This is a genomic window from Rhizobium pisi (assembly GCF_003938655.1).
Classification (GTDB): Bacteria; Pseudomonadota; Alphaproteobacteria; order Rhizobiales; family Rhizobiaceae; genus Rhizobium; species Rhizobium pisi.
In genome coordinates this window covers 236,861-257,881 of record NZ_RJJT01000007.1, presented here as the reverse complement: position 1 = coordinate 257,881, position 21,021 = coordinate 236,861, and the positions used below count along the sequence as shown (strand labels likewise).

Sequence of the window (21,021 nt, the reverse complement as noted above, 5' to 3'; positions counted from 1 at the left end):
CGTCCTCAACCGTTCGCGACCGTATCCTGCAATTCAGCGTCGAGGTCGGGCAATCCCGTCACAGCCAGGCTTTTGGCCAAGGCCACCAGTTTTTGCCTGATATTCGGATCCTCGATGGCAATGAAAGCCTTGTTGAGCGCAAGCCCCTCTTTCGAGGACAAAAACTTGTTCAACTCGCTTGTCTCGCCTTCGATCGGTCCGCCCCCCCCATTTTCGAAGAAGAAGCCGACGGGCACGCGGAGAATCTCGGATATGCGCTGAAGCCGGCTGGCGCCGATGCGGTTCGTTCCCTTCTCATATTTCTGGATCTGCTGGAAGGTGATCCCGAGAAGCTCGGCCAAACCGTGCTGGGTCATCCCGAGCGTCTTGCGTCGAACTCTCACACGGTTGCCAACATAGACGTCAATCGAATTAGGCGATTTAGCCTTCATATGAGTCAGTCTCCCACTTTATCAGCACGCCCAGCTGTATAATGGAGAGTTTAAGCAAGAATGCAACTAAAAGTAAATATTTCTTAACGATTTTTTTCGCCATTGCGCCCGGCAAAAACAACCTGTGGATTATTATAGGCGTGCGGCTCGATAAGGATACCGGCTGCAGCATAGCCGCGGGCGGGAGATGCCGCCCGAAACCAGCGGACGCTCAGAAGCCCTTTATGCGGGCTTCTGAGCGACGGCGATCATCGATTTGGCGAAAGCCGGAATCCTTCCGACATACTCAAAGTGGATATTGTCGAAACCAGTATCCAGCAGCAGCGTGCTCAACGTGCTTTTCGACCAGAACTTGATATGTCCATGATCCCTCAACGGCATGAAGTGATCGTCCATCTTTCCCACGGCGGCCAAAGCGAGGTTCTTCAGATAACCATGATAAGGCGTCGACATCACCGCGATGCCGCCCGGCTTGACGAGATCGTACATCGTCGAAGTGAACGTCTTCGGATCATAGACATGCTCGACGACCTCAAGGCTGATGACGGCATCGAACGTGCCATATTCCTTGGAAAGATCGTCATAGGCCGAACCGACGTTCAGCGGCAGTTCGGGATAATTGATTTTTGCCTTGTTGATGCCATCACTCGAAGGATCGACCCCGACGACGGAATATCCCTTTTCTGCAAGGGCGGCCGCCGCTCCGCCGGTACCACATCCCAAATCAAAGACGTCATTTTGGGCAGAACCATCCAGATGGTTCCCCAGCACGTCGAATACGGTAGGCAGGATGTAGGAGTGTGCGGTTGTCGGTTTGGCGTGAACGTAGGTGGTTGCGTCTAGCTCGACAGACATGTTCTCTCCTTTCCGGTTGCAGGCCAAACCCTATCGAAGAATACGTCGAAAATTTGATGAAAATCGCCAAAATCTATTCAGCGCAAAGGATATCCGAAGCGTGACCTATGGTTTTACGGCTGGCGCATAATCGTTTTACGCGAAAAATAAGTTCTTTCGGAAATTGAAATCAACAAACCCGGATAACAAGTCTACGGGACTTCAGAAACAACATAAAAGCATCGAACGAAATCATAACAATCACAAAAAAACATCTACATCTCGACCTGAACAGATCGAACTCGCATCGGCCGACTGATGAACCGAATGGCAAGATCGCCCGCCATTCCTCGCAGCAATTGTCGGCCGCTGTATTGGAGATTCTCGATTGAAATGGTGCTAAAGCGCCTCCGCCGAAATCTATAGACAGCCCTACCTGATAACGAGGCGGAAGGTGCCCGATGCCGACATAAAGCCAAGGATATTTAACGGATGAATGTATACTGCTGAATTTAGACAGCCCGATCGAAATCCTTCTCGCGTACCGGAGAAGACAAGCTTGCCCGATTCATCGCCCGCATCTGCGAAACAGCCGGTGAAAAGGCCGCGGATCCCCGTGGCCTTCTGGCTGTTGCTGACGATGTCCCTCTCGCTGGTCATGGGCACGGTACTTCTTTCCAACGACATGAAACACTTGAAGGCGGTCGGCCATTACTTCGGCTTCGATCTCTTTCCGGAAGAGGTGAAACCGCCTCCACCCAAGGCCCTTCCCCGCCCGATGCCTCCGGCCACCTTCAAGCTGCCCCTGCACGCCGTCGAAGCGCCCGTGGTGCAGGCAGCGTCGTCTTTTCTGCGCACATGGCGGATATCTGGGCCTGCAATGTGCGCGGCGCTGCGCGATGCCGGCATTCAAACCGGCGACTGGGCAGCGACAAGCTTCAACGCCGACACATACGAATGTTTTTTCGAGCATAGCGGCAAGCGGGAGAAGGATCAGCTTCCGAACTCCGTCTTCGTCATCGTTCGCGGCGACGCCACCGGCACGATCAACAATATGCGCGTGAAAATCATCAATCCGCAGACCGACCAAAATGGCCAGCTCGATCCCGGCATCCTGCGAATTTTCGAAATCATGCTGCAGCAACCGCAATGGCTCGATTTCCACGAGGCGCTGAGTGCGATCAAGAACCTGAGGGACGTTAAAGAAGACGGCTTTGGAGCAAGCATCAGCTTCACCCACGAAGGGCTCAATGCGGGGCACTACAATTTTACCCTATCGCTGGATGCGACTTCGGGACCCCAGAAAAGAACGAGAAGTTATTTTTCCGACAGACGATGGCTCCGCGCGCCGGATCCCATGCTCGAGATCGAACGCGAGCCTCCGGAATCAAAACCCGAGTCTCCCGGTGCCGAAGCGCCGGCAGCAAGTCAGGGACAGCAACCTTAAAGAGCCTTGTGTGCTCCCGGACATTCCCCGCATCGGGCCGAATGCCCCGACCGATCAGGCCATGTGACTCGCGCCGTTCTGGTGCTCGGACAGAATCTTGTAGAGCTCCGTCAAACTGTCGGGGGTCAGCCGTTCGGCGCTGTCACCGCCGGCCAGCCGCCAGACGCGCTCGACGTTGAGGTCCTGCGTGACCTGGGCGAGCTCGTTGTTCAGCGAGCGAATGACGCCCTCCGACTGCCGCAACCGTCGCCACGCCCTGACGAGCGCGATGAACAGGAGGAGAATGACGCTCACGACGGCGAAAACGATGGCTCCGAACAGCCGGTCATCGAGAAGGGATAGGTCGTTTCGAACGGTCGCCATAAAAAAAACGGCATTATGAAATGCCATATAAAAATAGCTCATCAGATAGCCAAACCAATCTTGCATCACGAGCTTCCTCCGCAGCGATCTATATCTTGGAATATGCTGAAAAGTCTAGACGATACTCACTGCACCGCGCTCACGGAAAGTATGTTTGAAGCTGCGTTACTCTATTGATTTGAAATCGAATCTGCCGTGGATCGCCGCCGGCGAGCCCGGTCGTTCACTTCGCTCGCAGGTCAGAAACCAACAGTGAGAGAAAGAATGAATAGAAGACGTTTCCTCGCCTCCGTTCCGCTTGCGCTGTTATATGCCCGCGCGGGCGCAGCCCTGGCGCAAACGCCGCCTGCCGCCGACCTGCGCACCCTTGCCGACAGGAAATCGTTCCGATTCGGCTCGGCGATCGACCCACGGGACATCGCCGATCCGGCCGCGGCCCAGATCTACATCGACAACGTCAATTCGATAACGCCGCGAAACGAGTTGAAGTGGAATGCGACGGAAAAGCGCCCCGGCGTTTTCTCCTTCGCCGATGCGGATCGCATGGTTGCATTCGCACGAAAAAACAACATGCGGGTTTATGGACATACGCTGATCTGGTATCGAGTCCCGGATTGGGTGTCCGGCATCACCGATGCGCAGACCATTCAGGCAGCAATGAACCGTCATATAAAACAGGTTGTCACTCGCTATAAGAGGTCGATCGATGCCTGGGACGTGGTGAACGAACCGTTGGAATATGATGCGCCGGATCTGCGGGATTGTGTTTTCCGACGCCTTCTTGGCGACGACTATATTCGTATGAGTTTCGATATGGCGCACGAGGCCAATCCCGAGGCGATGCTGGTCCTCAACGAAACGCATCTGGAGAAAAAATCCGACGTGTTCGAAAAGAAGCGCGCGCGAATCCTGAAGATTGTCGAGGATCTCGTCGCCAAGAAAACGCCGATCGGCGCCGTCGGACTGCAGTCGCACTTCCGCCCGGGTTTCGACCAGATCGATCCGGAAGGAATGGGACGTTTCTGCGCTGCGTTGAAAGACATGGGTGTCGGCGTTTTCATCACGGAACTCGATGCGTCCTGCCACTTCCTCAAACGCGAGAAGGGCTTTACGCCGGCGTCCTATGCCGAGATCTTCGGCGACGTGATCACGGTCGCTGCCGAACGCGGTGACTTGAAAGGCGCGACCGTATGGGGCATGTCGGAAAAATACAGCGCGCGTGACGAGAAGGACACCGATCCCAATGCCGCATGCACGAAACGCGTTAATCTTTACGATGAAAACAACGATCCGAGAAGTTCGGTCGACGGAATCAAGCGGGCGATAGAGGCGATGTGATCGCGCAACACAGTGGGGACGCGAATAGATTCATGAGAAAAGCCGTTATTTATGTCGAAAAATTTTTGCCTGCCAGCCAGGCATTTGTTCTGAACCAGGCAGTGGCATTTCGTTCCTTCGAAGCTGAAATTCTTGCCGGATCGCGAATCTCTTCCGCCCATACGAAAAAATCCACCGTCCCGGTTCACGACATCCGCCGGTCTCCCGTGGCGCGCGCAGGCGAACTGCTTCTGAAAATTCCACAGATCGGCCTGCCCTCGCTCTTTCCGGCGATCGGCAAGGCGGATCTCGTTCACGCGCATTTCGGTAAGAACGGTTATGTCATCGGTCCCCTGGCACGCGCCGCCGGCAAGCCGTTGGTCACGACGTTCCACGGCTTCGACGCGACCTATGGCGGCGATCCGAAAAAGCCGGGCGGCTTCAATCAGGTGCGTTTCTTCGCAAAGGGCCGCCGGGAAATGGCCGGCTGGAACAGCTGGAATATCGCGGTTTCCGATTTCATCCGCGACCGGCTGCTGGCGCTCGGGTTCCACGCCGACCGTGTCTATCGCCATCATATCGGCATCGATCTCGATCTCTTCAAAATGGAGCCGCGTCCACGAAAAAAGGGATTGGTGGTTTCCATCGCTCGTTTCGTCGACTATAAGGGCCACCGCTTCATGATCGACGCGCTTTCACGCGTGGCGGCCGCAGGCACCCCGGTCGAATTCGTCATGGTCGGCCAGGGTCCGTTGAAGCAGGAAATCGAGGCGCTGGCTCGTCGTTCCTTGCCAAGCGTCACGATCCATGAAAATCTGTCGCAGACTGAGATCAGGGATCTGCTTGCCAGTGCGGAACTCTATCTTCATGGCAGCGTGACCCTCGATAATGGTCACGCAGAAGCGTTCGGCCTCGCCAATCTGGAAGCCGAAGCCGTCGGTACTCCGGTCGTCGCATTCCGCTCGGGAGGCGTGGGCGAAGCGATCGAAGAGGGGAAAACTGGTTATCTCGTGGAGGAGCGGGATGTCGCAGGAATGGCGGAAGCGGTTGGAAGACTGCTCAACGACCAGGCCCTGTGGACAGCCTTCAGCGCGCGGGCACCGCTTCTGGTGGCCGAGCGTTTCGACATACGTCGCCAAACGGGGATGCTCGAGGACTATTACAGTTCCGTGCTTGACCAATTTTCCAGCCGGGGTCGGACTTGATGGTGCAGACAGGAAAGAAGCCGAAGTGGGGACTGAACGTGTTTCGGCCGCTGCGGGACGGAATCGTACGGGCCAAGTGGCTCTACTATACGAAATTCTGGGGAATGGACATCGATCCCACGGCGAGCTTTTCCCTGAGCGTACGGTTCGACAAGACCAACCCGAAGGGATTGCACATCGGCGCTGAAACCTATGTTGCCTTTGAAGCTGCGATCCTGACCCACGACCTCACGCGCGGGCTCTATCTTCACACGCGGATCGGCAAGCGCTGCTTCATCGGCGCGCGCAGCATCATTCTGCCGGGCGTCGAAATCGGCGACGAATGCGTCATCGGCTCCGGCTCGGTGGTGACCAAAAGCGTGCCGCCGCGCTCGCTCGTGGCCGGCAATCCGGCAAAGATCATCCGCAGCGACATCAAGATCATTTCACGTTACGGACGCATGGAACGCGAGGACGAAGCGGTCTCGCAGATCGTGACGCACTTGCCGACAGGAGAAGCACGATGAAGATGTTTGCCTACCGGGGGAAACACGAGAATTTCGGCGACGAGCTGAACCATTGGCTTTGGGAGCGCCTGCTGCCCGGCTTCTTCGACGACGACGAAAGCCAGCTCTTTCTCGGCATCGGCTCGATCCTCTATGACAATTTCGATCCGAACATGCAGAAGATCGTCTTCGGCTCGGGTTATGGCGGCTACACCAACCCGCCGAAGGTCGACGGCAACTGGACGTTCTATTTCGTGCGCGGGAAGAAGACCGCCGAAATCCTCGGCATTGACCCGAGCTACGCCATCGGCGATTCGGGCATCCTCACGCGCAGCTGCTGGGATGCGAAAAGCGTCGAGAAGCGTTATCCTGTCTCCTTTATCCCACACTACGAAAGCGCCATGCACGGCAGCTGGGACAAGGCCTGCGATCTCGCGGGCATCCATTATATCGATCCGCGCTGGTCGGTGGAAAAGGTCCTGACAGAAATCAGCGCATCGCATAAAATCGTCTCGGAGGCGATGCATGGCTGCATTATCTCAGACGCATTGCGGGTTCCGTGGCGGGCGATCCGCCCGATTGCTTTGGAAAATCGAGCCAAGTGGTATGATTGGGCGAGCGCCCTTGATCTGGAGATCGACTTCGATCCGATCGGCCCGTCGAACCTCGTCGAAGCAGGTGCGGCGTGGGTACCGAAGAACAGCTATCTCTGGAAGAACATAACGTTCCGCCGCCGCCGCATTCTGCAGCTCACCGGCAACTATGTCTTCGGATCGACGGTCAAGACGTTGCAGCGGGTCGCGGAAAAGCCCGGCCAGCTCAGCAGCGAAGAGGCGACTGTCAATGCGCATAACAGGATGCTGCGGGAACTGGACCGGCTGAAGCAGGATTTTTCCAGGAAAACGGCCAGCGCCCTGTGAGGGCAGCATCCACACATCGCTGCAGGCGATGCGGCGTAACTCTCATTCCATCATCCCGAACGACGACGGGGGCCAATCGTTCGGGATGGATATACCCACTGAAACGGTCAGTGTTCTTGACCTCAGGAGTCGTTAGACCATGAATAACGTTACCGATCGACTGATCCGGGGCAGCATCTGGCTGAGTTTGTCCCGCGCCATCGTTAACGGGCTTTCGGCGCTCAGCACCTTTGTTCTGGCCTGGTATCTCGGCCCCGCTGATTTCGGCCTCGTTGCTATTGCAACCACCCTTCAGCTCATTCTGAGTTCCGTCACCGAACTCTCTCTCAATCAGGCGCTCATCCGCCACGAGGCTCCAACCGAGGAACATTTCAGCGCGGTATGGACGTTGAGCGCGGCGAGAAGCTTGGTATTGGCACTGTTGTTTGCCGCCGCGGCTTATCCCGTTGCAGATTTTTACGGTGATCCTCGGCTGACGAACGTCATGTTCGCCTTGAGTTTGAGCCTGTTCCTGAGCGGTCTCGCCAATCCACGCCGCATCATGCTTCAGCGCGATCTGATATTCTGGCAGGATTTCGTGCTGAACGTATCGCAGAAGCTCGCCGGCTTTATCGTCACCGTTGCGGTCGCCGCGCTCTACCAGAGTTATTGGGCGCTGGTTCTCGGCCTCCTCGCCTACCAGCTGACCAATCTCGTCGTTTCCTACACCGTCCTGCCGTTCTGGCCACGCATAACCTTCCGGCACGCACGGGAATTGTTTTCGTTTTCTGTGTGGCTTACGGCCGGACAGATCGTCGGCACGCTGAACTGGCGGATCGAATATCTTCTGATCGGCAAGTGGATGGGTTCAACCCAGCTTGGCCATTACACGGTCGGCAACACGCTTGCGATGCTGCCCACCCGTGAAGCGACGGCTCCGTTGAACCAGACGATCTATCCCGGTTTCTCGAAGGTGCGCAACGACCCTGTCCGGCTCGTCGCGGCCTACCAGCGCGCTCAGGCGCTTCTGGCAGCCGTGGCCCTCCCGGCAGGCATCGGCATGGCGGTCGTAGCGGATCCGATGATGCGGCTTGCCATGGGCGAGAAATGGGTTCCCGCCATCTTTATCGTGCAAGCGCTTTCGGCGGTGTTTGGAATACAGACGCTCGGTTCGCTGGTCCAGCCGTTGGGAATGGCGAAGGGGCAGACCAAGTTGCTGTTCATCCGCGACGCCCAGATGTTGGTGCTTCGCGTCCCCATCATCGTCGCCGGTCTCGTGTATTTCGGACTTCCGGGCGTTATCTATGCGCGCATATTGTCGGGATTGATTTCAACAGTCGTCAATATGCTTCTCGTTAAACGGTTGATCGGCTTGCCTTTCTTCCAGCAGCTCGCGGCCAACTTCCGCGCGCTTGCCAGTGTCGCTGTGATGGCTGCCGGAGTATGGGGCGTGTCGCATCTTCTGAGCGCGCCGACCGACAAGCTGGCTCTGGCCACTCATCTGGCCATATTGGTCGTTGCCGGCGCTGTTCTCTATATCGGCTCCAGCTTTGTCCTTTGGCTCGCCATGAAGAAGCCGAACGGCCCGGAAACCGAAGTTCAGCGTATCGTTGTCAAGACACTGTCGAAGGCCAAACTTATCGCCGTGCCAAAGTCGGCCTAAGCCAATAGCTGAGAGAACTCGGCCCAGGAAATGATCCGGCCAAAAACGTGGTTGCTGATCGAACACAGCGTCGTTCGGAGGGCTCAGATGAGCAAAGTCAAAGTAACAATACTCTTCTCGACTTATAATGGCGCCAAAACCCTGCCCACCATGCTGGACGCATTGTGCGCCTCCACATTGCCGCATGACGAGTGGAAAATCGTCGCCGTCGACAACAACAGCAATGATGAGACTTCGAAGGTCTTGAAGTCCTATCAAGATCGGCTGCCGCTGGAAGTTTATTTCGAGCCTAAACAAGGCAAGCAGCATGCGCTGACACAGGGCTTCCGCCATTTGGAAGGCGAGCTGGTCATCTTGACCGATGACGACGTGATTCCCGAACCGGATTGGATCGAACAGTTCCTCGCTTTGGCAAACGAACAGCCGGAATTTGCCATATTCGGCGGCCTGATCATGCCCGAATGGGAGGAAAAGCCTGGTCCGTTGTTGATGAAGTACGGGCATATGGGCATCCTCTACGCTCTCAACGACGACCTTCGGGAAGGGCCGATATCCGCGGCTTTGATTTCAGGGCCGAATTCGGCCTTCCGCCGTTCCATATTAGGCCCCGGCTACATCGTTCATGACGATCTCGGTCCGGACGCCACCGTTGCACAGTTTCCGATGGGCGAAGACACCGCATTCGCCATGAGGCTGGAAAGGAACGGCGCCAGAGCCTTTCATTCGCAGAGGCCGAAGGTCCGCCACATGGTCAGGAAGGGCTATGTAGAGGAAGGTTGGGTTTTGCGGCGTGGAGAACGCTACGGCATGGGGCTGGTTATCATCCGGCCGAACCTGTTCGACAGAAAAGCAAAGTTTGGTGGCGTTCCCATTGGCAGCGCCTTGAGCTGGCTTGTCATGGCGCCTGCGAGCTTCATCCTGAAGAGCTTTCCCCAAAGCGGCCTTCGCTTCAAATTGCTCTGGGCACAATCGGTCAGGCAAGGAATCCTGCGTCAATTCCTCAAGCAGCGAACGACGACGAACAGCTTGATCTACTCTCGCATCGGTGCCGACAAATGAGTGCATTCCATCGCGTTGACGTCGCCGGAAAATGCTCCGGCCAGATCGGCAGGACCCCTATTTTTCGCGCTTCGATAGGCAGGAGAATTTGATGACGGATCCCAAAATCAGTGTCGTCTTCTCGTCCTTCAACGGTGCCGGACGTCGCCTCCAGCAAATGCTGGATTCCATGTTGACGCAGAACTTTCCCTTCGAACAATGGGAGCTGATTGCCGTCAACAACAACAGCAGCGACGGAACGCAGGAGCTTCTCGAGCGGTATGCGAAGAAGCTGCCGATGACGGTCATTCGTCATCCGCGCCCTGGAAAATCTGGAGCCATGAACGCGGCCTTGGCGAAAGCGCGGGGAGCACTGGTCGTCTTTACCGACGACGACGTCGAAGCAGACGTGAACTGGTTGAGCACACTTGCCGCCTGCGCGGAGGCCAATCCGGATTTTGGCGTCTTCGGCGGCGGAATTCTTCCAAATTGGGAGCACTATCCGCGAGGCAATCCGCTGTTGGATTGGATCCCCATGGGGTCAACCTTCGCCATCGCAGACGAGGAGCCGAGCGGCCCTTGCGACCCGACAAAAATTTGGGGTCCGAACACCACGGTCCGTCGGGAATTGCTCGGCAGCAATGTCCGGTTTCGCGAAGATATCGGCCCTCTCCCAGGCGGCCTTTTTGCGATGGGAGAGGATACGGAAATCGTCAGCCGCCTTTCCCGCACCGGCGTGAAAACATATCGGTGCGCCGAGGCCATTGTTCATCATTGGATCCCGGCCTCGAGCGTTACGGAAACCTGGGTGCAGAAGCGCGGGGAACGTCTGGGTTATGGAATGCCGGCGCTTTTTGCGGAGGACGTTCCCAAAGGTGTGAGAATCGGCGGAGTTCCCTTAAGAACCTGGATTGAGAGCGCTAACTGGACAGCGCGGGCAGCTTTTCTCTATCCTCTGCCAAGGTCGAAGAAGCGGTTCTGGGCGATCTGGAAATATTACTACATGCGTGGCTACCGTGCGGGGATTCGCCGATATATGCCGACGGGACATGGTTCTCAGCAAATGACGCAGGAGATTGCGCATTGAAACTTTCTGTGCTGATCAACAACTTCAACTATGCCCGCTATCTCGGCCAATGCATCGACAGCGTTCTTTCCCAGGATTATCCCGACTTTGAAATTGTCGTGGTCGATGACGGATCGACGGATGATTCCCGCCAGATCATCACCGCCTATGGCGATCGGATCGTCTCGGTATTGAAGGAAAACGGCGGTCAGGCTTCGAGCTTCAATGCGGGTTTTGCGGCTGCAAGCGGCGATATCCTCTTTCTTCTCGATGCCGACGATGCGTTTCTGCCCGGCAAGCTCACGCGAATTGCCGAAATCTACGACCGCAACGAGATCGATTGGTGTTTCGACCGGGTAACGACCAACGAAAGCGATCCGCCTCCTGCGGAGCTGCAGGTGACGCTTTTCGACAAGCGCGAAACACTGCGCAAAGGCGGCTTCCCCTCGCTTCCGGTTCCGACCTCCGGCCTGAGTTTCCGCCGCAGCCTGCTCTCCCAGATCCTGCCGATGACCGTCGCGACGGATGTCGTTCTCAGCGACAATTATATCAAGTTTGCCGCCGCCTATCTCGGCCGCGGCGCCATCATCGAGACCCCGCTGACCTTCCAGCGCATTCATGCCTCGAACCGCTACACCGGCACGACAAGGGCAAAGACGCTGCGCCCGCGGATCATGATCGCGACCGGACTGGAACTGGCGCGCCGCTATGATGAATTGCAGACGCTCGGCAAGAGCCTGGTGGCCGGCGGCATTGCCGAAACCACATCGCTGCTGAAGCTCCGGAGCGAAGCACGAAATACGGTGGCCGGCGGTCCGTTCGGCGACGCCGCAACCGAAGTGGCCTTGATGGCCGCACGCAAGCGTTTGGGCAAAATGTTGCGGAGAGGACAGTCATGAACCAGCAAGACACCTTCCCGCAGTCATCTGCCCGCGCCGGCGAGACAGGCACGGCGCCGTTGAACATTACCGTCGGCGTTCTGACCTATCGGCGTCTGGACGGGATCGCCAAGCTACTCGACGTGATGACGCGTCAGGTCAGGCACCCGGCCCGGCCCTATCATCTCACCATGGTGATCGTGGATAATGATGCCAGCGGCAGCGCAAAGGCGACGGTGGAGGGCTTCGGCCAAACCGGCGCCTATGACCTGATCTACGTCATCGAAACCAACCAGGGCATACCCTTTGCGCGCAACCGCGCGCTGGATTCGGCTCCTCCCGGCACCGACCTCTTCTGCTTTCTCGACGATGACGAATGGCCGGTCGACGGCTGGCTCGATGCGATGCTGGAGACCCGCGAGAAGAACCGCGCCGATTGCGTCTACGGTCCGGTCCAGCCGGTCTATCCGGAAAACCCGCCGGAATATTTCATCAAGGCACGGGTCTTCGAACGCAAGAAGAACCAGGACGGGCAACGCATCAATTACGCAGCTTCGAACAACGTCATGTTCGATTATCCCTTGATCCGCTCGTGGAACCTGCGTTTTGAAGAAAAGATGCGCTACACCGGGGGCACCGACTATCTTTTCTTCAATCAGGCCGTCCGTCGCGGCATGAAAGTTTTCTGGGCTGACAAGGCGCTTGTCTATGATATCGTTCCGGCAAACCGGATGACCTGGAAATGGGTGCTGCAGAGACAATACCGGCTCGGCAATACTTTTGCGGTCAGTGAGGTCCTGCATGGCAACCTCAAGCGCCGGATCTACCGCGCAGCCTATGGCGCCACGAGAGTCGTGCTCGGTCTGGCCATGCTGCCGGCGATCCTGATTTCACCCTACTGGGGCATGCGGGCACTCACCCATGTTCTGCGCGGCGCCGGCATGGTCAACGGCATTCTTGGTCACGCATACCAGGAATATAAGCCTAATGCCGCCCTTTAGTAAGATTTGCGGGAGCGACCTCGGATGAGTTACAGCCCTTCTTATGTTTCGGACGAAGGAATAAGGCTACGGCCGCTCGCCCGGTCGCGGCCACGTCGCGGCATCAAGAAAGAGACATTCGTCCGTGGGCTCCTCACCGGAATGCTTTATCTGACGCTCCTGCGGACAACAGGAATGTGGTATGGCTATCCGTCAAATTTCATCGAGGACGCGCCTGTCGATCCGTTCGCCCAGAAATTGATGCTGTACAGCCTCATTCCGTTGATCGGACTTTACATTTGGCTGGAGCCAAACCGTTTTGTCTCCTATTTTCGTAGAATACCGGTTCTGCTCATCGTCGTTAGCGCATTTTCAATTATATCACTTGGGGTGTCGATCAGCTTTGGCGCATCCGTCCGCGGTATTGCCGCGGTGGCGATACTGACGGTGGCACCGCTGCTCTACAGGTTTCGCTACGGCAGTGTCGCCACCTTCCAGATCCTGATCAATTTCGGCATCTTCGCGGCGTTTGCGAATATTTTATATACCGTCGCCTTCCCGCGATACGCGATCATGAGTGGCTCCTATGCCGGCATGATAAAAGGCTTGTTCTACCACAAGAACGGCCTGGGTCAGTTTTGCGCTGTCAGTTTCATCGCCATGCTATCGGTGGGAATACCGAAGGGCCGGCTGCGCTACAGCCAGCTTCTGCGCTGGGCGGCATTGCTCTGCACCCTCCTGCTTATCGTTGTCTCCAAGTCCTCGACCGCCGTTGTCATGGTGGCTATCGGTATATCTGCCTTGATCGGCTCGCACATGATGCAGTCCGTGAGAAACTCGCTGGCGCGCTCCTTCTTTGTCTTCTTCTTCTGCCTTCTTCTCGGGGTCGCCGCGTCCTTCGCCTATCTCGGTGTAGCCCAGATGATTGCGGACGCATTTGGAAAAGACCTTACATTTTCCGGACGTACCAATATCTGGGACCAGTTGCTGCCGCTGGTCTACGACCGCCCGATCTTTGGTTACGGCTTTGCGGCTTTCCGCCAGCCCGAAGTTATGGAGCAATATGTCGAACTGACCTTCGATGCGCGCTCGACACATAATACCTACCTGGAACTTGCCCTCAACATCGGCGTTCCCGGCATGATTGCCTGGACAGTTTTTGTTCTTCAGCGCCTCGGTGGCCGCCTGACCGCGACCCAACGTTCCGGCGATCTTCGCGACACGCATTCCAAAGAAGTTGCCATCATTCTCCTCATCGTCGTTGGTTCCATGATGGAAGCGGGAATGATGCTCGCCCCGGTCATCCTTTGGCCCTATCTGGTCGTGTCGCTTCCCGTGAGCAAGCCAAAAAACACCGGTAGATCGATGCGCGATCTTATTGCCGATAGCCGGCATGCGACGCCACAGTAGCAAATCCGACCGCAATTAATTCTCGTCGGAAATCACGAACTGCGGCAGTCTTGCCGTCCGTAAATCGCGCTGGGCTGCGCGCGAAGAGGGAAAAAATAATGACAACGATTGAGAAGCCGCAAGAGATTTTATCACTTCAATATCTTCGAGCGTTGGCGGCCATCGGAGTCTTGCTTTACCACCGGATAGAAATATTTTCGATCGGCACGCATGGGGTTGACTTGTTCTTCGTGATCAGCGGCTTCGTTATGATCGCCACGACCGACGCGAAAGAAAAAACACCATCTGCTTTTCTGCTTGATCGGATTATTCGCGTCGTCCCCATGTATTGGCTGGCGATCCTTGCGGGAGGACTTTTGGTTCTCGCCGGGATTCCGCTCCACCGATACGAGACCAATGTGGTCTCGCTGATTTCGTCCATGTTGTTTATTCCATACCTGAACGCGCATGGGGAGGCTTGGCCCGTGATCCTCCAGGGCTGGACCCTGAATTACGAAATGTACTTCTATGCCATATTCTCTCTTATTCTGTTCGCTCCCCAAAGCCTCCGTGTTTGGGCACTGGCAGCATGCTTCTGTGTATTGGTTGCTCTGGGAGAAGCCATTCCGTCGCAAGGCGCTATCTCCGCGACCTACACCAGCCCGCTCCTCCTTGAGTTCTTGGCGGGCACGATTTTAGGACGGATATACGGCCTGACGCTCCGAAATGTTTCGGTACTGCGCGCCCTCATAATATCCGGCCTTCTCGCCGCAGGTTTGTTTGCATGCTCGTATTTTTTCGGCAGGCTTGCATGGGGTGGCCTGGCCGTTTTGATCGTCGCCTCGGCATTAACGAGTGAGCGGCTTGGCTGGGTACCTAATATACCGTGGTTGAAGTTTCTGGGCGCCGCTTCTTTTTCGATCTACATATTCCAGCAACTGTTCTTCACATTGAGCGGGAACTTGTTCGGAGCCTTGACACAGCTTTCGGGAATAAATTTCCTGTATCTCTTGTTTTGGCGCCCGATGGATGTGGTGATTGCTGCCGGTGGCGGCGCACTGATTTACATGTTCATCGAGAAGCCGGTAGGACGCTATCTCAAGTCAATGCGCTTCCGCGACAAGGTCGTCGCCGCATAGGACAGTTTCTAGGAAACCTTGCTGCATGAAATCAATCTGACCGCCTGGCGCATACATCGGCCCGAAAATCGAAACTGATTTTCGAGCCGATGCGTCGATTTAGGTGTCAGAGCGTCCGTCATGCGTCTGAGAGGACGCATGGCGCTTCTGGCGCATGTCGCGCAAGCGCTCAGCGGCTTGCGATCACGAGATCGCAGAAAGCCAAAGATCTAAAGCGTGGCCAGCGAATCTGAAAGATCGCAATGCGGTTCAACGCACCGGCGCGTGATTGGATTCAGCTGCACCGGTCACCATAGGCCGGGTCTCGAAAGATGTCGTCCGCATCTTGTTCTCGTTGTCCGCGGAAAGCACTGCCCTTGCCGTGAGCGCCGAGCCGACAGTCGACAGATGTTGGTTGTCTGTGAACAATGGCGCGCCGTCGGCCGTGGAAAAACGGCACCGGGCTTGCGGGCAAAGCGCCCCAAAAGGATCGACCAGTGTGACGCCGGGGGGTGATTTTTCCGCGACGCGTGTCACGATATCTCTTACCGGGTCGTTGAAATTGACGACGGCTTTCATCGGGGCGTCGTGAGGTGTCAAGTCGCGATCGCCATCAAGCCATGTCCCGAATGTCGATCTCAAGGGTATCGCGCGCTGGAGCCCAACGCGGACCGGGTTGAAATTGAACAAGGGAACGTCCTGCAGAAGAACGACATCCTTGTTCATTTCCCGCAATTGCGAGATCTGCGATGCAAGCGCCGACTCGAGCGTCGGCCCATTTGCCTCCTCGGGCTGCTCCGCGCCGTTGGCGCCCGGATGAATGTAGCGCGAGCCGGTTTCTGCCTCACGCATCGGAGCAGACCAGTATCCGGCCAGGATCACCTTCTTGATGGCGCCGTTCCCGCGCAGCAAATCCATCACCCTGGCATTATAAGCCGCGCATTCCGCGGCATGAGCCGGATGATTTGGCATGTAGCGCGTGGCTCCCGTCAGCGGCGGACAGGATGATTTGGTGAAGACATAAAGCTGGTAGCCGCGCTCTTGCGCAACCGCCCTCAATCCGGGCGCAAGCGCCGCTGCATGGCTGTCGCCGATCAACGCTATTGCAGGCCCGGCATCGCCTCCGGGCTGGCACCCCGCGCCGCTGGCGGGAGAGGCCGCACCATAGGATACGAGGCATGACTCACGGGTGGATATGACCTTTTCGATCATCGCAACCTGTGGACCAAATCTCTGCGGAACTCCGGCCATCACCACGGCCAGCGCGAAAGGCAGCGTGAAAATGACCAGGGCAGTTGCGTAGCGCCAAAGTGTCCGGCCGTTGGAAATGCCCGGGCGCCGAAACGGCTTCTCCACGAGGTAATATGTCAGAACAGCCAGGATAAATGAGATCGAGACGATGATCAGAGCGGCCGATTGCTGCAATGGCCAGACGGACGAGACGCTGGCGAAACTCAAAAGCGGCCAATGCCAAAGATACCAGGAATAGGAGACAAGCCCGATGAAAACGAGTGGCCGCGAACCAAGCGCCAGGGCAACAAACGAGCCGGGGCTGGCAATGATCAGCGCCGAACCGAGAACCGGCAACAGCGCCGAAGCCCCCGGGAAAGGCGTGGAATCGTTGTAGATAAAGATAGGCGCGGCAATCAATATCGCGCCGATGAAAGCAATGCCATTGACGACGGCTTTCTTACCTTGCTCGAAGCGTACGCCCTTTATCTCCATGACGGCGAGACCGCCGCCAATTCCCAGTTCCCATGCACGGCTGGGGAGCAGGTAGAAGGTGAAAGCCGGGTCGATCTTCAGCGCCACGACGGAAAATATGAATGAGAGAACGACGAGCGTTGCGATTGCCGGAAGAATTCCCCGCTTGAAGAAGCGGTTCAGGAACAGAATGACCCAGGGAAAGACCATATAAAACTGTTCTTCGACACCGAGGCTCCAGGTCATCAGCATCGGCATCTGATCGGCTGCGGGCGAGAAATAATCGCTGGAAAACCAATAATAGATGTTGGAAATACCGAACATGGCCGCGACGGCGCTGAGCGAAAATTTCTTGAACTCCCCTGGGGAGAGCAGGAGGAAACCGATCAGAAAGGAAGCGCTCAGGACGAAAAACAATGCCGGCAATATCCGTCTTGCTCGCCGGACGTAAAATTTTGCGAAGCTGAATTCGGATTTGAGGACGTCGCTATAGATATGCCCGGTAATGAGATATCCGGAGATGACAAAGAAAATGTCGACGCCGACGAAACCGCCCGAAAATGGCCTCAGACCTGCGTGAAATAACACAACGGAAATGATGGCGATCGAACGAAGACCATCTACATCAGGACGATAGGCCCGTGCGGAGTTGTTATGCATCCGGATATCCCTTCGAAGCGATGCCCAGCTTGGCTGGCGGCGTCGATGCTAACGGAGTTGTATTGCAATGCATCCTAAAATGATGCATTGCAATAGGGAAGTTTAACACTTCTCAAATTTGAGCGAATCGAACAGGTTGGCGCATCGCAATGCGGATCGATACGAATATTGCGATGCTGTGAATAGTGGGTATCCTGCTGATGTTCGGGCATCCTCGCCGAGGCCAAGGCCCAGTTTATCGTATTGCGTAGCAAACATAAATTGAAGTTCAACCCTGGGAAGTCGATTGAAAGTTTCGATAGACCGACAGCAGCCCAAGACAGTGTGAGGCATGGACTATGACTGACGGAAAACGCCGGAAAATTCTCGCCGCGTCGTCGGGCGGTGGCCACTGGGAACAGTTGATGGCAATGCGTGCTGCCTTTGACGGCAGCGAGGTTATTTTCGCGACCACCATCCCCGGCCTCTTGAAAAAATACGACATTCGGGACGGGCTGGTCCTTCCCGATTGCAGCCGTGACTCGATCACCATGTCGATCCGGTGTTTTTTCAGTGCCTTCTATATCGTCCTCAAGCACAGACCCGACGTCGTTATCTCGACCGGTGCCGCGCCTGGACTCTTTTGCCTGCTTGCCGGCAAATTGACGGGCAAGCGAACGATCTGGATCGATAGCGTTGCCAACGTCGAGAAGTTGTCCCTATCGGGAAAACTGGCCGGCCATATTGCAACGCTCTGGCTCACACAATGGCAACATCTCTCGCGGCCTGATGGCCCGCATTACGCAGGAGCTGTCCTTTGATCCTCGTTACCGTCGGAACGCAGCTGCCGTTCGATCGCCTCGTCAAGGCCGTCGACACCTTCGCAAAGGATTTGACCAGACCGGTTCTGGCCCAGATCGGCAAGGGCACCTACACGCCCGCGAACATGAAATGGATCAAGAATATCGAACCTGCGGATTTCGATAGCGTCTTTCGCGATGCGACCGTCATCGTCTCTCATGCGGGGATCGGCACTGTCCTCACGGCAAAACGTTTTGGGAAGCCGATCATTCTCGTTCCGAGAAAGGCGGCCCTCGGCGAGCACCGAAACGATCATCAGCTTGCCACGGTGAGCCAGCTCGCGGGCCGGCCCGGCATCTATGTCGCGCATAACGATGACGAACTCAAAAACTATCTTCTCGACGAGCTGGACAGTCCTTCTCACGAAGATCCGTCTGAGGTCGGACGGACATCGCTGGTCAATTACCTGAAAGGCTATCTCGCGACAGCCTGAGCGCGAGAACAGCCGCGGGCCGCCCCGGCAAAGGAGAGATTTTTATCCTCCGCAATTGCGGCCGGCAATATGTTTGACAAGTTCCGGCACGATGATTTTGGATGCAATGTCAGGCCGGGGATGCGCACCGTCGGGAATTGCTGCCCAGAGGTCTCCCGGCGCCAGACGCTCCCAGTTGGGCCGGTGGTCGACGAACTCCAGGCCACGTTTCCGGGCTTCCGCCTCATGGGCCGAGATGTAGCTTTCGACGAAAGGCCGGATCAGGCCGCGCAGGCCTGAAAACGGATTCATCGCCATGACGATAATCCGCGCCCGCGGCACGCGCTGCCGGAGCTGATCGAGGATCTCGCCGATATCCTGCCGGCTTCGCGAAAGCGATACGAACCTCTGCAATGTTGCGTCATTGGCGTAGAGCTCGATCAGGATGACATCCGGCTGCTCGTCGACGACGCGATCGATTTGGGTCAGGGCCCATATGGTCGTCTCACCACTTTTCGCAACGCTGACGACGTTCACCGGCCGTTGCAGGCAGGCTGCCAGATCTTTCTCGAGAGCCGGCTGCCAGCCGCCACGGGCGGTCAAGGACGTCCCGAAAGCCACGATTTTCAACGGCGGAAGGTTTTCGGCATAACCGCTTTTCGGTGCCGAGAGCGTCACGAGGGACACCAAAAACAGAACCAGTCCATACGCCAGTCGTCTCTCAATTGGCATCGCTCGCCAAAGCCGTAAACCTGTCATGGAGAGACCATATCCCGGCGGAAACGATACGTCACCCGGCAGCCGGTCATTTGGGAGAATTGCTACATCCTTCCAACGCCGACCTGGAGCACCGCGAGACAATGTCATCGAAACGATCACTCATGCCCGCCCAAGACGACAGGAATGAGCCCCAACTCCAGCCCAGCGGATAGTGGCAACCATCTTTCGCCGCGCCTCAAAACGGCGCGGCGGCCGCCAATCACTCCTCGCGAAATACGTGCTGCATCTGATCGCTCAGCGGCTTCGTGAGATAGGAGATAACGGTCCTGTCGCCGATCTTGATGAAGACTTCGGCGGGCATGCCCGGATAGAGCTTTATCGACTTCAGCTTCGCCAGGCTGTCAGCCTTCGGCTTGACACGGATGGGATAGTAGCTGATGCCTGTCCGCTCGTCTCTGACGATATCGGGCGCGATGGAGGTGATCTCGCCGCCCACATCAGGCGTCGTACGCTGATCGAAGGCGCTGAACCTGACATCGACGGATTGGCTGACGTGAATCTGGTCGATGTCGCGGGTCGCGACCTTCGCCTCGACCGTGAGATCGTCATTTTCGGGAACGACGAGCATCAGAGTCTGACCGGGATCGATGACCCCATTGACGGTGTGAACCGCAAGCTCGTGAACCCGCCCGCTCAGCGGTGCGGTAATCTCGAGACGGTGGAGTTGATCGAGCGCAGTTCCGCGGCGCTCTTCATATTCGGCAATCTGTGCTTCGACATCGGTCAGATCCTTGGCGATCTCGGAACGACGATCTTCATCCAGCTGGATCGACTGGCGATCGATCTCGATCGCCTTGCCCTCGGCCTCCGCCTTCGCCGCGATTTCCTGGCCGCTATTGCCCTGGAGATCGGCGCGTGCGCGCTTCAGCTGATTCAAACGCTGAAGCGTGACGAGACCCTTCTTGTAGAGGGTGTCGACGCCTTCCAGCTCCTCTTCGATCAGGCCGAGGGAATCATTGGTCGCGTTGATCTGCACGACCAACCCTTTGATCTGCTCGCCCAACTGATCCTTGCGCGACTCCAGCTGGCTCTTCATTCCCACAAGCGCCGACCTGCGGCTATCGAACAGCTTCCGCTCGCCGTCGAGCAGCTTCTGCGCCGAGGTGCTGGATGTCAGATCGCTGATATTTTCCTCGACCTCGAACGACTCGGCGCCGATCCGTTCAGCTTTCAGACGGGCACGGCGCGCATAAAGCTGGGCGAGCGTGCTCTCGACGATCGAGAGCTGGGCCTTTGTCGTTGTTCCATCGAGCCGTATGAGGACCTGTCCAGCCGTCACATGGTCATTTTCCGCGACCAGGAGCTGCGACACGATACCGCCCGTTAGGTGCTGGATCTTCTTCACATCGCCGTTGACGACGACCACGCCCTCGCCGATGACGGCGCTCGAAAGTTCCGTCGTCGCTGCCCAGCCGCCAATGCCGCAAACGAGGGCGATCGACAAAGCGCCGACAACCATGACATGGCGATTGAGCGAGCGCTTCGATTCACTGATGATCTTACTCACAAATA

The 21,021-nt window shown here is 56.8% G+C and carries 21 protein-coding genes; 14 read left to right on the top strand and 7 right to left on the bottom strand.

Features of this window, described 5'->3' with window-relative positions; translation table 11 throughout:
• Positions 1 to 5: 5 nt before the first annotated feature.
• The 3 genes from EFD55_RS12280 to EFD55_RS33455 all read right to left on the bottom strand — a co-directional run bounded on the left by EFD55_RS12280 (position 6) and on the right by EFD55_RS33455 (position 1,925).
• Positions 6 to 431 carry a helix-turn-helix domain-containing protein gene (locus EFD55_RS12280; RefSeq protein WP_125845318.1) on the bottom strand — a complete coding sequence of 142 codons (426 nt, stop codon included), beginning with the start codon at positions 429 to 431 and terminating at the stop codon, positions 6 to 8.
• 222 nt (positions 432 to 653) lie between these two features.
• The gene (locus EFD55_RS12275; protein WP_125845317.1) at positions 654 to 1,286 is read right to left on the bottom strand and encodes a class I SAM-dependent methyltransferase; all 633 of its coding nucleotides are present in this window, start codon (positions 1,284 to 1,286) and stop codon (positions 654 to 656) included.
• A gap of 411 nt (positions 1,287 to 1,697) precedes the next feature.
• The gene (locus EFD55_RS33455) at positions 1,698 to 1,925 is read right to left on the bottom strand and encodes a hypothetical protein (protein ID WP_208653548.1); all 228 of its coding nucleotides are present in this window, start codon (positions 1,923 to 1,925) and stop codon (positions 1,698 to 1,700) included.
• Between EFD55_RS33455 and EFD55_RS12270 the strand changes: the two genes are divergently transcribed.
• Positions 1,825 to 2,712, top strand: coding sequence for a DUF6030 family protein (locus EFD55_RS12270; RefSeq protein ID WP_125845365.1), 888 nt, complete (start codon positions 1,825 to 1,827; stop codon positions 2,710 to 2,712). The genes EFD55_RS33455 and EFD55_RS12270 overlap by 101 nt on opposite strands.
• 54 nt (positions 2,713 to 2,766) lie before the next feature.
• On the opposite strand, the gene EFD55_RS12265 is transcribed toward EFD55_RS12270, so the two are convergent.
• Positions 2,767 to 3,141, bottom strand: a complete 375-nt coding sequence (locus EFD55_RS12265; protein ID WP_125845316.1) for a hypothetical protein — start codon at positions 3,139 to 3,141, stop codon at positions 2,767 to 2,769.
• Between the two features lie 198 nt (positions 3,142 to 3,339).
• On the opposite strand from EFD55_RS12265, the gene EFD55_RS12260 reads away from it, so the two are divergent.
• The 11 genes from EFD55_RS12260 to EFD55_RS12210 all read left to right on the top strand — a co-directional run bounded on the left by EFD55_RS12260 (position 3,340) and on the right by EFD55_RS12210 (position 15,134).
• Positions 3,340 to 4,413 carry an endo-1,4-beta-xylanase gene (locus tag EFD55_RS12260; RefSeq protein WP_125845315.1) on the top strand — a complete coding sequence of 358 codons (1,074 nt, stop codon included), beginning with the start codon at positions 3,340 to 3,342 and terminating at the stop codon, positions 4,411 to 4,413.
• Between the two features lie 32 nt (positions 4,414 to 4,445).
• Positions 4,446 to 5,597, top strand: coding sequence for a glycosyltransferase (locus tag EFD55_RS12255; RefSeq protein WP_125845314.1), 1,152 nt, complete (start codon positions 4,446 to 4,448; stop codon positions 5,595 to 5,597).
• On the top strand, positions 5,597 to 6,103 hold the full coding sequence (locus EFD55_RS12250; protein WP_125845313.1) for an acyltransferase: 507 nt from the start codon (positions 5,597 to 5,599) through the stop codon (positions 6,101 to 6,103). Before EFD55_RS12255 ends, EFD55_RS12250 begins: the two co-directional genes overlap by 1 nt.
• The gene (pssM, locus tag EFD55_RS12245; RefSeq protein WP_125845312.1) at positions 6,100 to 7,002 is read left to right on the top strand and encodes an exopolysaccharide glucosyl ketal-pyruvate-transferase; all 903 of its coding nucleotides are present in this window, start codon (positions 6,100 to 6,102) and stop codon (positions 7,000 to 7,002) included. The genes EFD55_RS12250 and pssM overlap by 4 nt, the downstream gene beginning before the upstream one ends.
• Positions 7,003 to 7,141: 139 nt before the next feature.
• Complete coding sequence (locus tag EFD55_RS12240) at positions 7,142 to 8,644, top strand: lipopolysaccharide biosynthesis protein (protein ID WP_125845311.1); 1,503 nt, start codon at positions 7,142 to 7,144, stop codon at positions 8,642 to 8,644.
• Between the two features lie 87 nt (positions 8,645 to 8,731).
• Complete coding sequence (locus tag EFD55_RS12235) at positions 8,732 to 9,703, top strand: glycosyltransferase (protein ID WP_125845310.1); 972 nt, start codon at positions 8,732 to 8,734, stop codon at positions 9,701 to 9,703.
• 91 nt (positions 9,704 to 9,794) lie between these two features.
• The gene (locus EFD55_RS12230; RefSeq protein ID WP_125845309.1) at positions 9,795 to 10,769 is read left to right on the top strand and encodes a glycosyltransferase family 2 protein; all 975 of its coding nucleotides are present in this window, start codon (positions 9,795 to 9,797) and stop codon (positions 10,767 to 10,769) included.
• On the top strand, positions 10,766 to 11,647 hold the full coding sequence (locus EFD55_RS12225; protein WP_125845308.1) for a glycosyltransferase family 2 protein: 882 nt from the start codon (positions 10,766 to 10,768) through the stop codon (positions 11,645 to 11,647). The genes EFD55_RS12230 and EFD55_RS12225 overlap by 4 nt, the downstream gene beginning before the upstream one ends.
• Positions 11,644 to 12,627 (top strand): glycosyltransferase family 2 protein, encoded by a 984-nt coding sequence (locus EFD55_RS12220; protein ID WP_125845307.1) that lies wholly within the window; start codon positions 11,644 to 11,646, stop codon positions 12,625 to 12,627. The genes EFD55_RS12225 and EFD55_RS12220 overlap by 4 nt, the downstream gene beginning before the upstream one ends.
• A 24-nt stretch (positions 12,628 to 12,651) precedes the next feature.
• Positions 12,652 to 14,016 (top strand): O-antigen ligase family protein, encoded by a 1,365-nt coding sequence (locus EFD55_RS12215; RefSeq protein WP_125845306.1) that lies wholly within the window; start codon positions 12,652 to 12,654, stop codon positions 14,014 to 14,016.
• A gap of 98 nt (positions 14,017 to 14,114) precedes the next feature.
• Positions 14,115 to 15,134: an acyltransferase family protein gene (locus tag EFD55_RS12210; protein ID WP_125845305.1), complete on the top strand. Its 1,020-nt coding sequence runs from the start codon at positions 14,115 to 14,117 to the stop codon at positions 15,132 to 15,134.
• A gap of 249 nt (positions 15,135 to 15,383) precedes the next feature.
• Here the strand turns inward: EFD55_RS12210 and EFD55_RS12205 are convergent, their stop codons facing one another.
• Positions 15,384 to 17,477: an acyltransferase family protein gene (locus EFD55_RS12205; RefSeq protein WP_125845304.1), complete on the bottom strand. Its 2,094-nt coding sequence runs from the start codon at positions 17,475 to 17,477 to the stop codon at positions 15,384 to 15,386.
• A 338-nt stretch (positions 17,478 to 17,815) separates the two neighbouring features.
• Between EFD55_RS12205 and EFD55_RS12200 the strand changes: the two genes are divergently transcribed.
• The gene (locus tag EFD55_RS12200) at positions 17,816 to 18,277 is read left to right on the top strand and encodes a glycosyltransferase family protein (protein ID WP_125845303.1); all 462 of its coding nucleotides are present in this window, start codon (positions 17,816 to 17,818) and stop codon (positions 18,275 to 18,277) included.
• Entirely contained in the window at positions 18,274 to 18,750 is a 477-nt protein-coding gene (locus EFD55_RS12195) for a glycosyltransferase (RefSeq protein ID WP_125845302.1), read from the top strand. Before EFD55_RS12200 ends, EFD55_RS12195 begins: the two co-directional genes overlap by 4 nt.
• A gap of 42 nt (positions 18,751 to 18,792) precedes the next feature.
• On the opposite strand, the gene EFD55_RS12190 is transcribed toward EFD55_RS12195, so the two are convergent.
• Both EFD55_RS12190 and EFD55_RS12185 read right to left on the bottom strand, forming a co-directional pair.
• Positions 18,793 to 19,488 carry an SGNH/GDSL hydrolase family protein gene (locus EFD55_RS12190; protein ID WP_125845301.1) on the bottom strand — a complete coding sequence of 232 codons (696 nt, stop codon included), beginning with the start codon at positions 19,486 to 19,488 and terminating at the stop codon, positions 18,793 to 18,795.
• Positions 19,489 to 19,708: 220 nt separating this feature from the next.
• Positions 19,709 to 21,016: an HlyD family type I secretion periplasmic adaptor subunit gene (locus tag EFD55_RS12185; RefSeq protein WP_125845300.1), complete on the bottom strand. Its 1,308-nt coding sequence runs from the start codon at positions 21,014 to 21,016 to the stop codon at positions 19,709 to 19,711.
• Positions 21,017 to 21,021: the final 5 nt, after the last annotated feature.

Excerpts from the sequence above, each read along its gene's own strand:
- EFD55_RS12280 (WP_125845318.1), bottom strand. The coding sequence starts at position 431 with ATGAAGGCTAAATCGCCTAATTCGATTGACGTCTATGTTGGCAACCGT.
- EFD55_RS12275 (WP_125845317.1), bottom strand. The coding sequence starts at position 1,286 with ATGTCTGTCGAGCTAGACGCAACCACCTACGTTCACGCCAAACCGACA.
- EFD55_RS33455 (WP_208653548.1), bottom strand. The coding sequence starts at position 1,925 with ATGACCAGCGAGAGGGACATCGTCAGCAACAGCCAGAAGGCCACGGGG.
- EFD55_RS12265 (WP_125845316.1), bottom strand. The coding sequence starts at position 3,141 with ATGCAAGATTGGTTTGGCTATCTGATGAGCTATTTTTATATGGCATTT.
- EFD55_RS12260 (WP_125845315.1), top strand. The coding sequence starts at position 3,340 with ATGAATAGAAGACGTTTCCTCGCCTCCGTTCCGCTTGCGCTGTTATAT.
- EFD55_RS12255 (WP_125845314.1), top strand. The coding sequence starts at position 4,446 with ATGAGAAAAGCCGTTATTTATGTCGAAAAATTTTTGCCTGCCAGCCAG.
- EFD55_RS12250 (WP_125845313.1), top strand. The coding sequence starts at position 5,597 with ATGGTGCAGACAGGAAAGAAGCCGAAGTGGGGACTGAACGTGTTTCGG.
- pssM (WP_125845312.1), top strand. The coding sequence starts at position 6,100 with ATGAAGATGTTTGCCTACCGGGGGAAACACGAGAATTTCGGCGACGAG.
- EFD55_RS12240 (WP_125845311.1), top strand. The coding sequence starts at position 7,142 with ATGAATAACGTTACCGATCGACTGATCCGGGGCAGCATCTGGCTGAGT.
- EFD55_RS12235 (WP_125845310.1), top strand. The coding sequence starts at position 8,732 with ATGAGCAAAGTCAAAGTAACAATACTCTTCTCGACTTATAATGGCGCC.
- EFD55_RS12230 (WP_125845309.1), top strand. The coding sequence starts at position 9,795 with ATGACGGATCCCAAAATCAGTGTCGTCTTCTCGTCCTTCAACGGTGCC.
- EFD55_RS12220 (WP_125845307.1), top strand. The coding sequence starts at position 11,644 with ATGAACCAGCAAGACACCTTCCCGCAGTCATCTGCCCGCGCCGGCGAG.
- EFD55_RS12215 (WP_125845306.1), top strand. The coding sequence starts at position 12,652 with ATGAGTTACAGCCCTTCTTATGTTTCGGACGAAGGAATAAGGCTACGG.
- EFD55_RS12210 (WP_125845305.1), top strand. The coding sequence starts at position 14,115 with ATGACAACGATTGAGAAGCCGCAAGAGATTTTATCACTTCAATATCTT.
- EFD55_RS12205 (WP_125845304.1), bottom strand. The coding sequence starts at position 17,477 with ATGCATAACAACTCCGCACGGGCCTATCGTCCTGATGTAGATGGTCTT.
- EFD55_RS12200 (WP_125845303.1), top strand. The coding sequence starts at position 17,816 with ATGACTGACGGAAAACGCCGGAAAATTCTCGCCGCGTCGTCGGGCGGT.
- EFD55_RS12190 (WP_125845301.1), bottom strand. The coding sequence starts at position 19,488 with ATGACAGGTTTACGGCTTTGGCGAGCGATGCCAATTGAGAGACGACTG.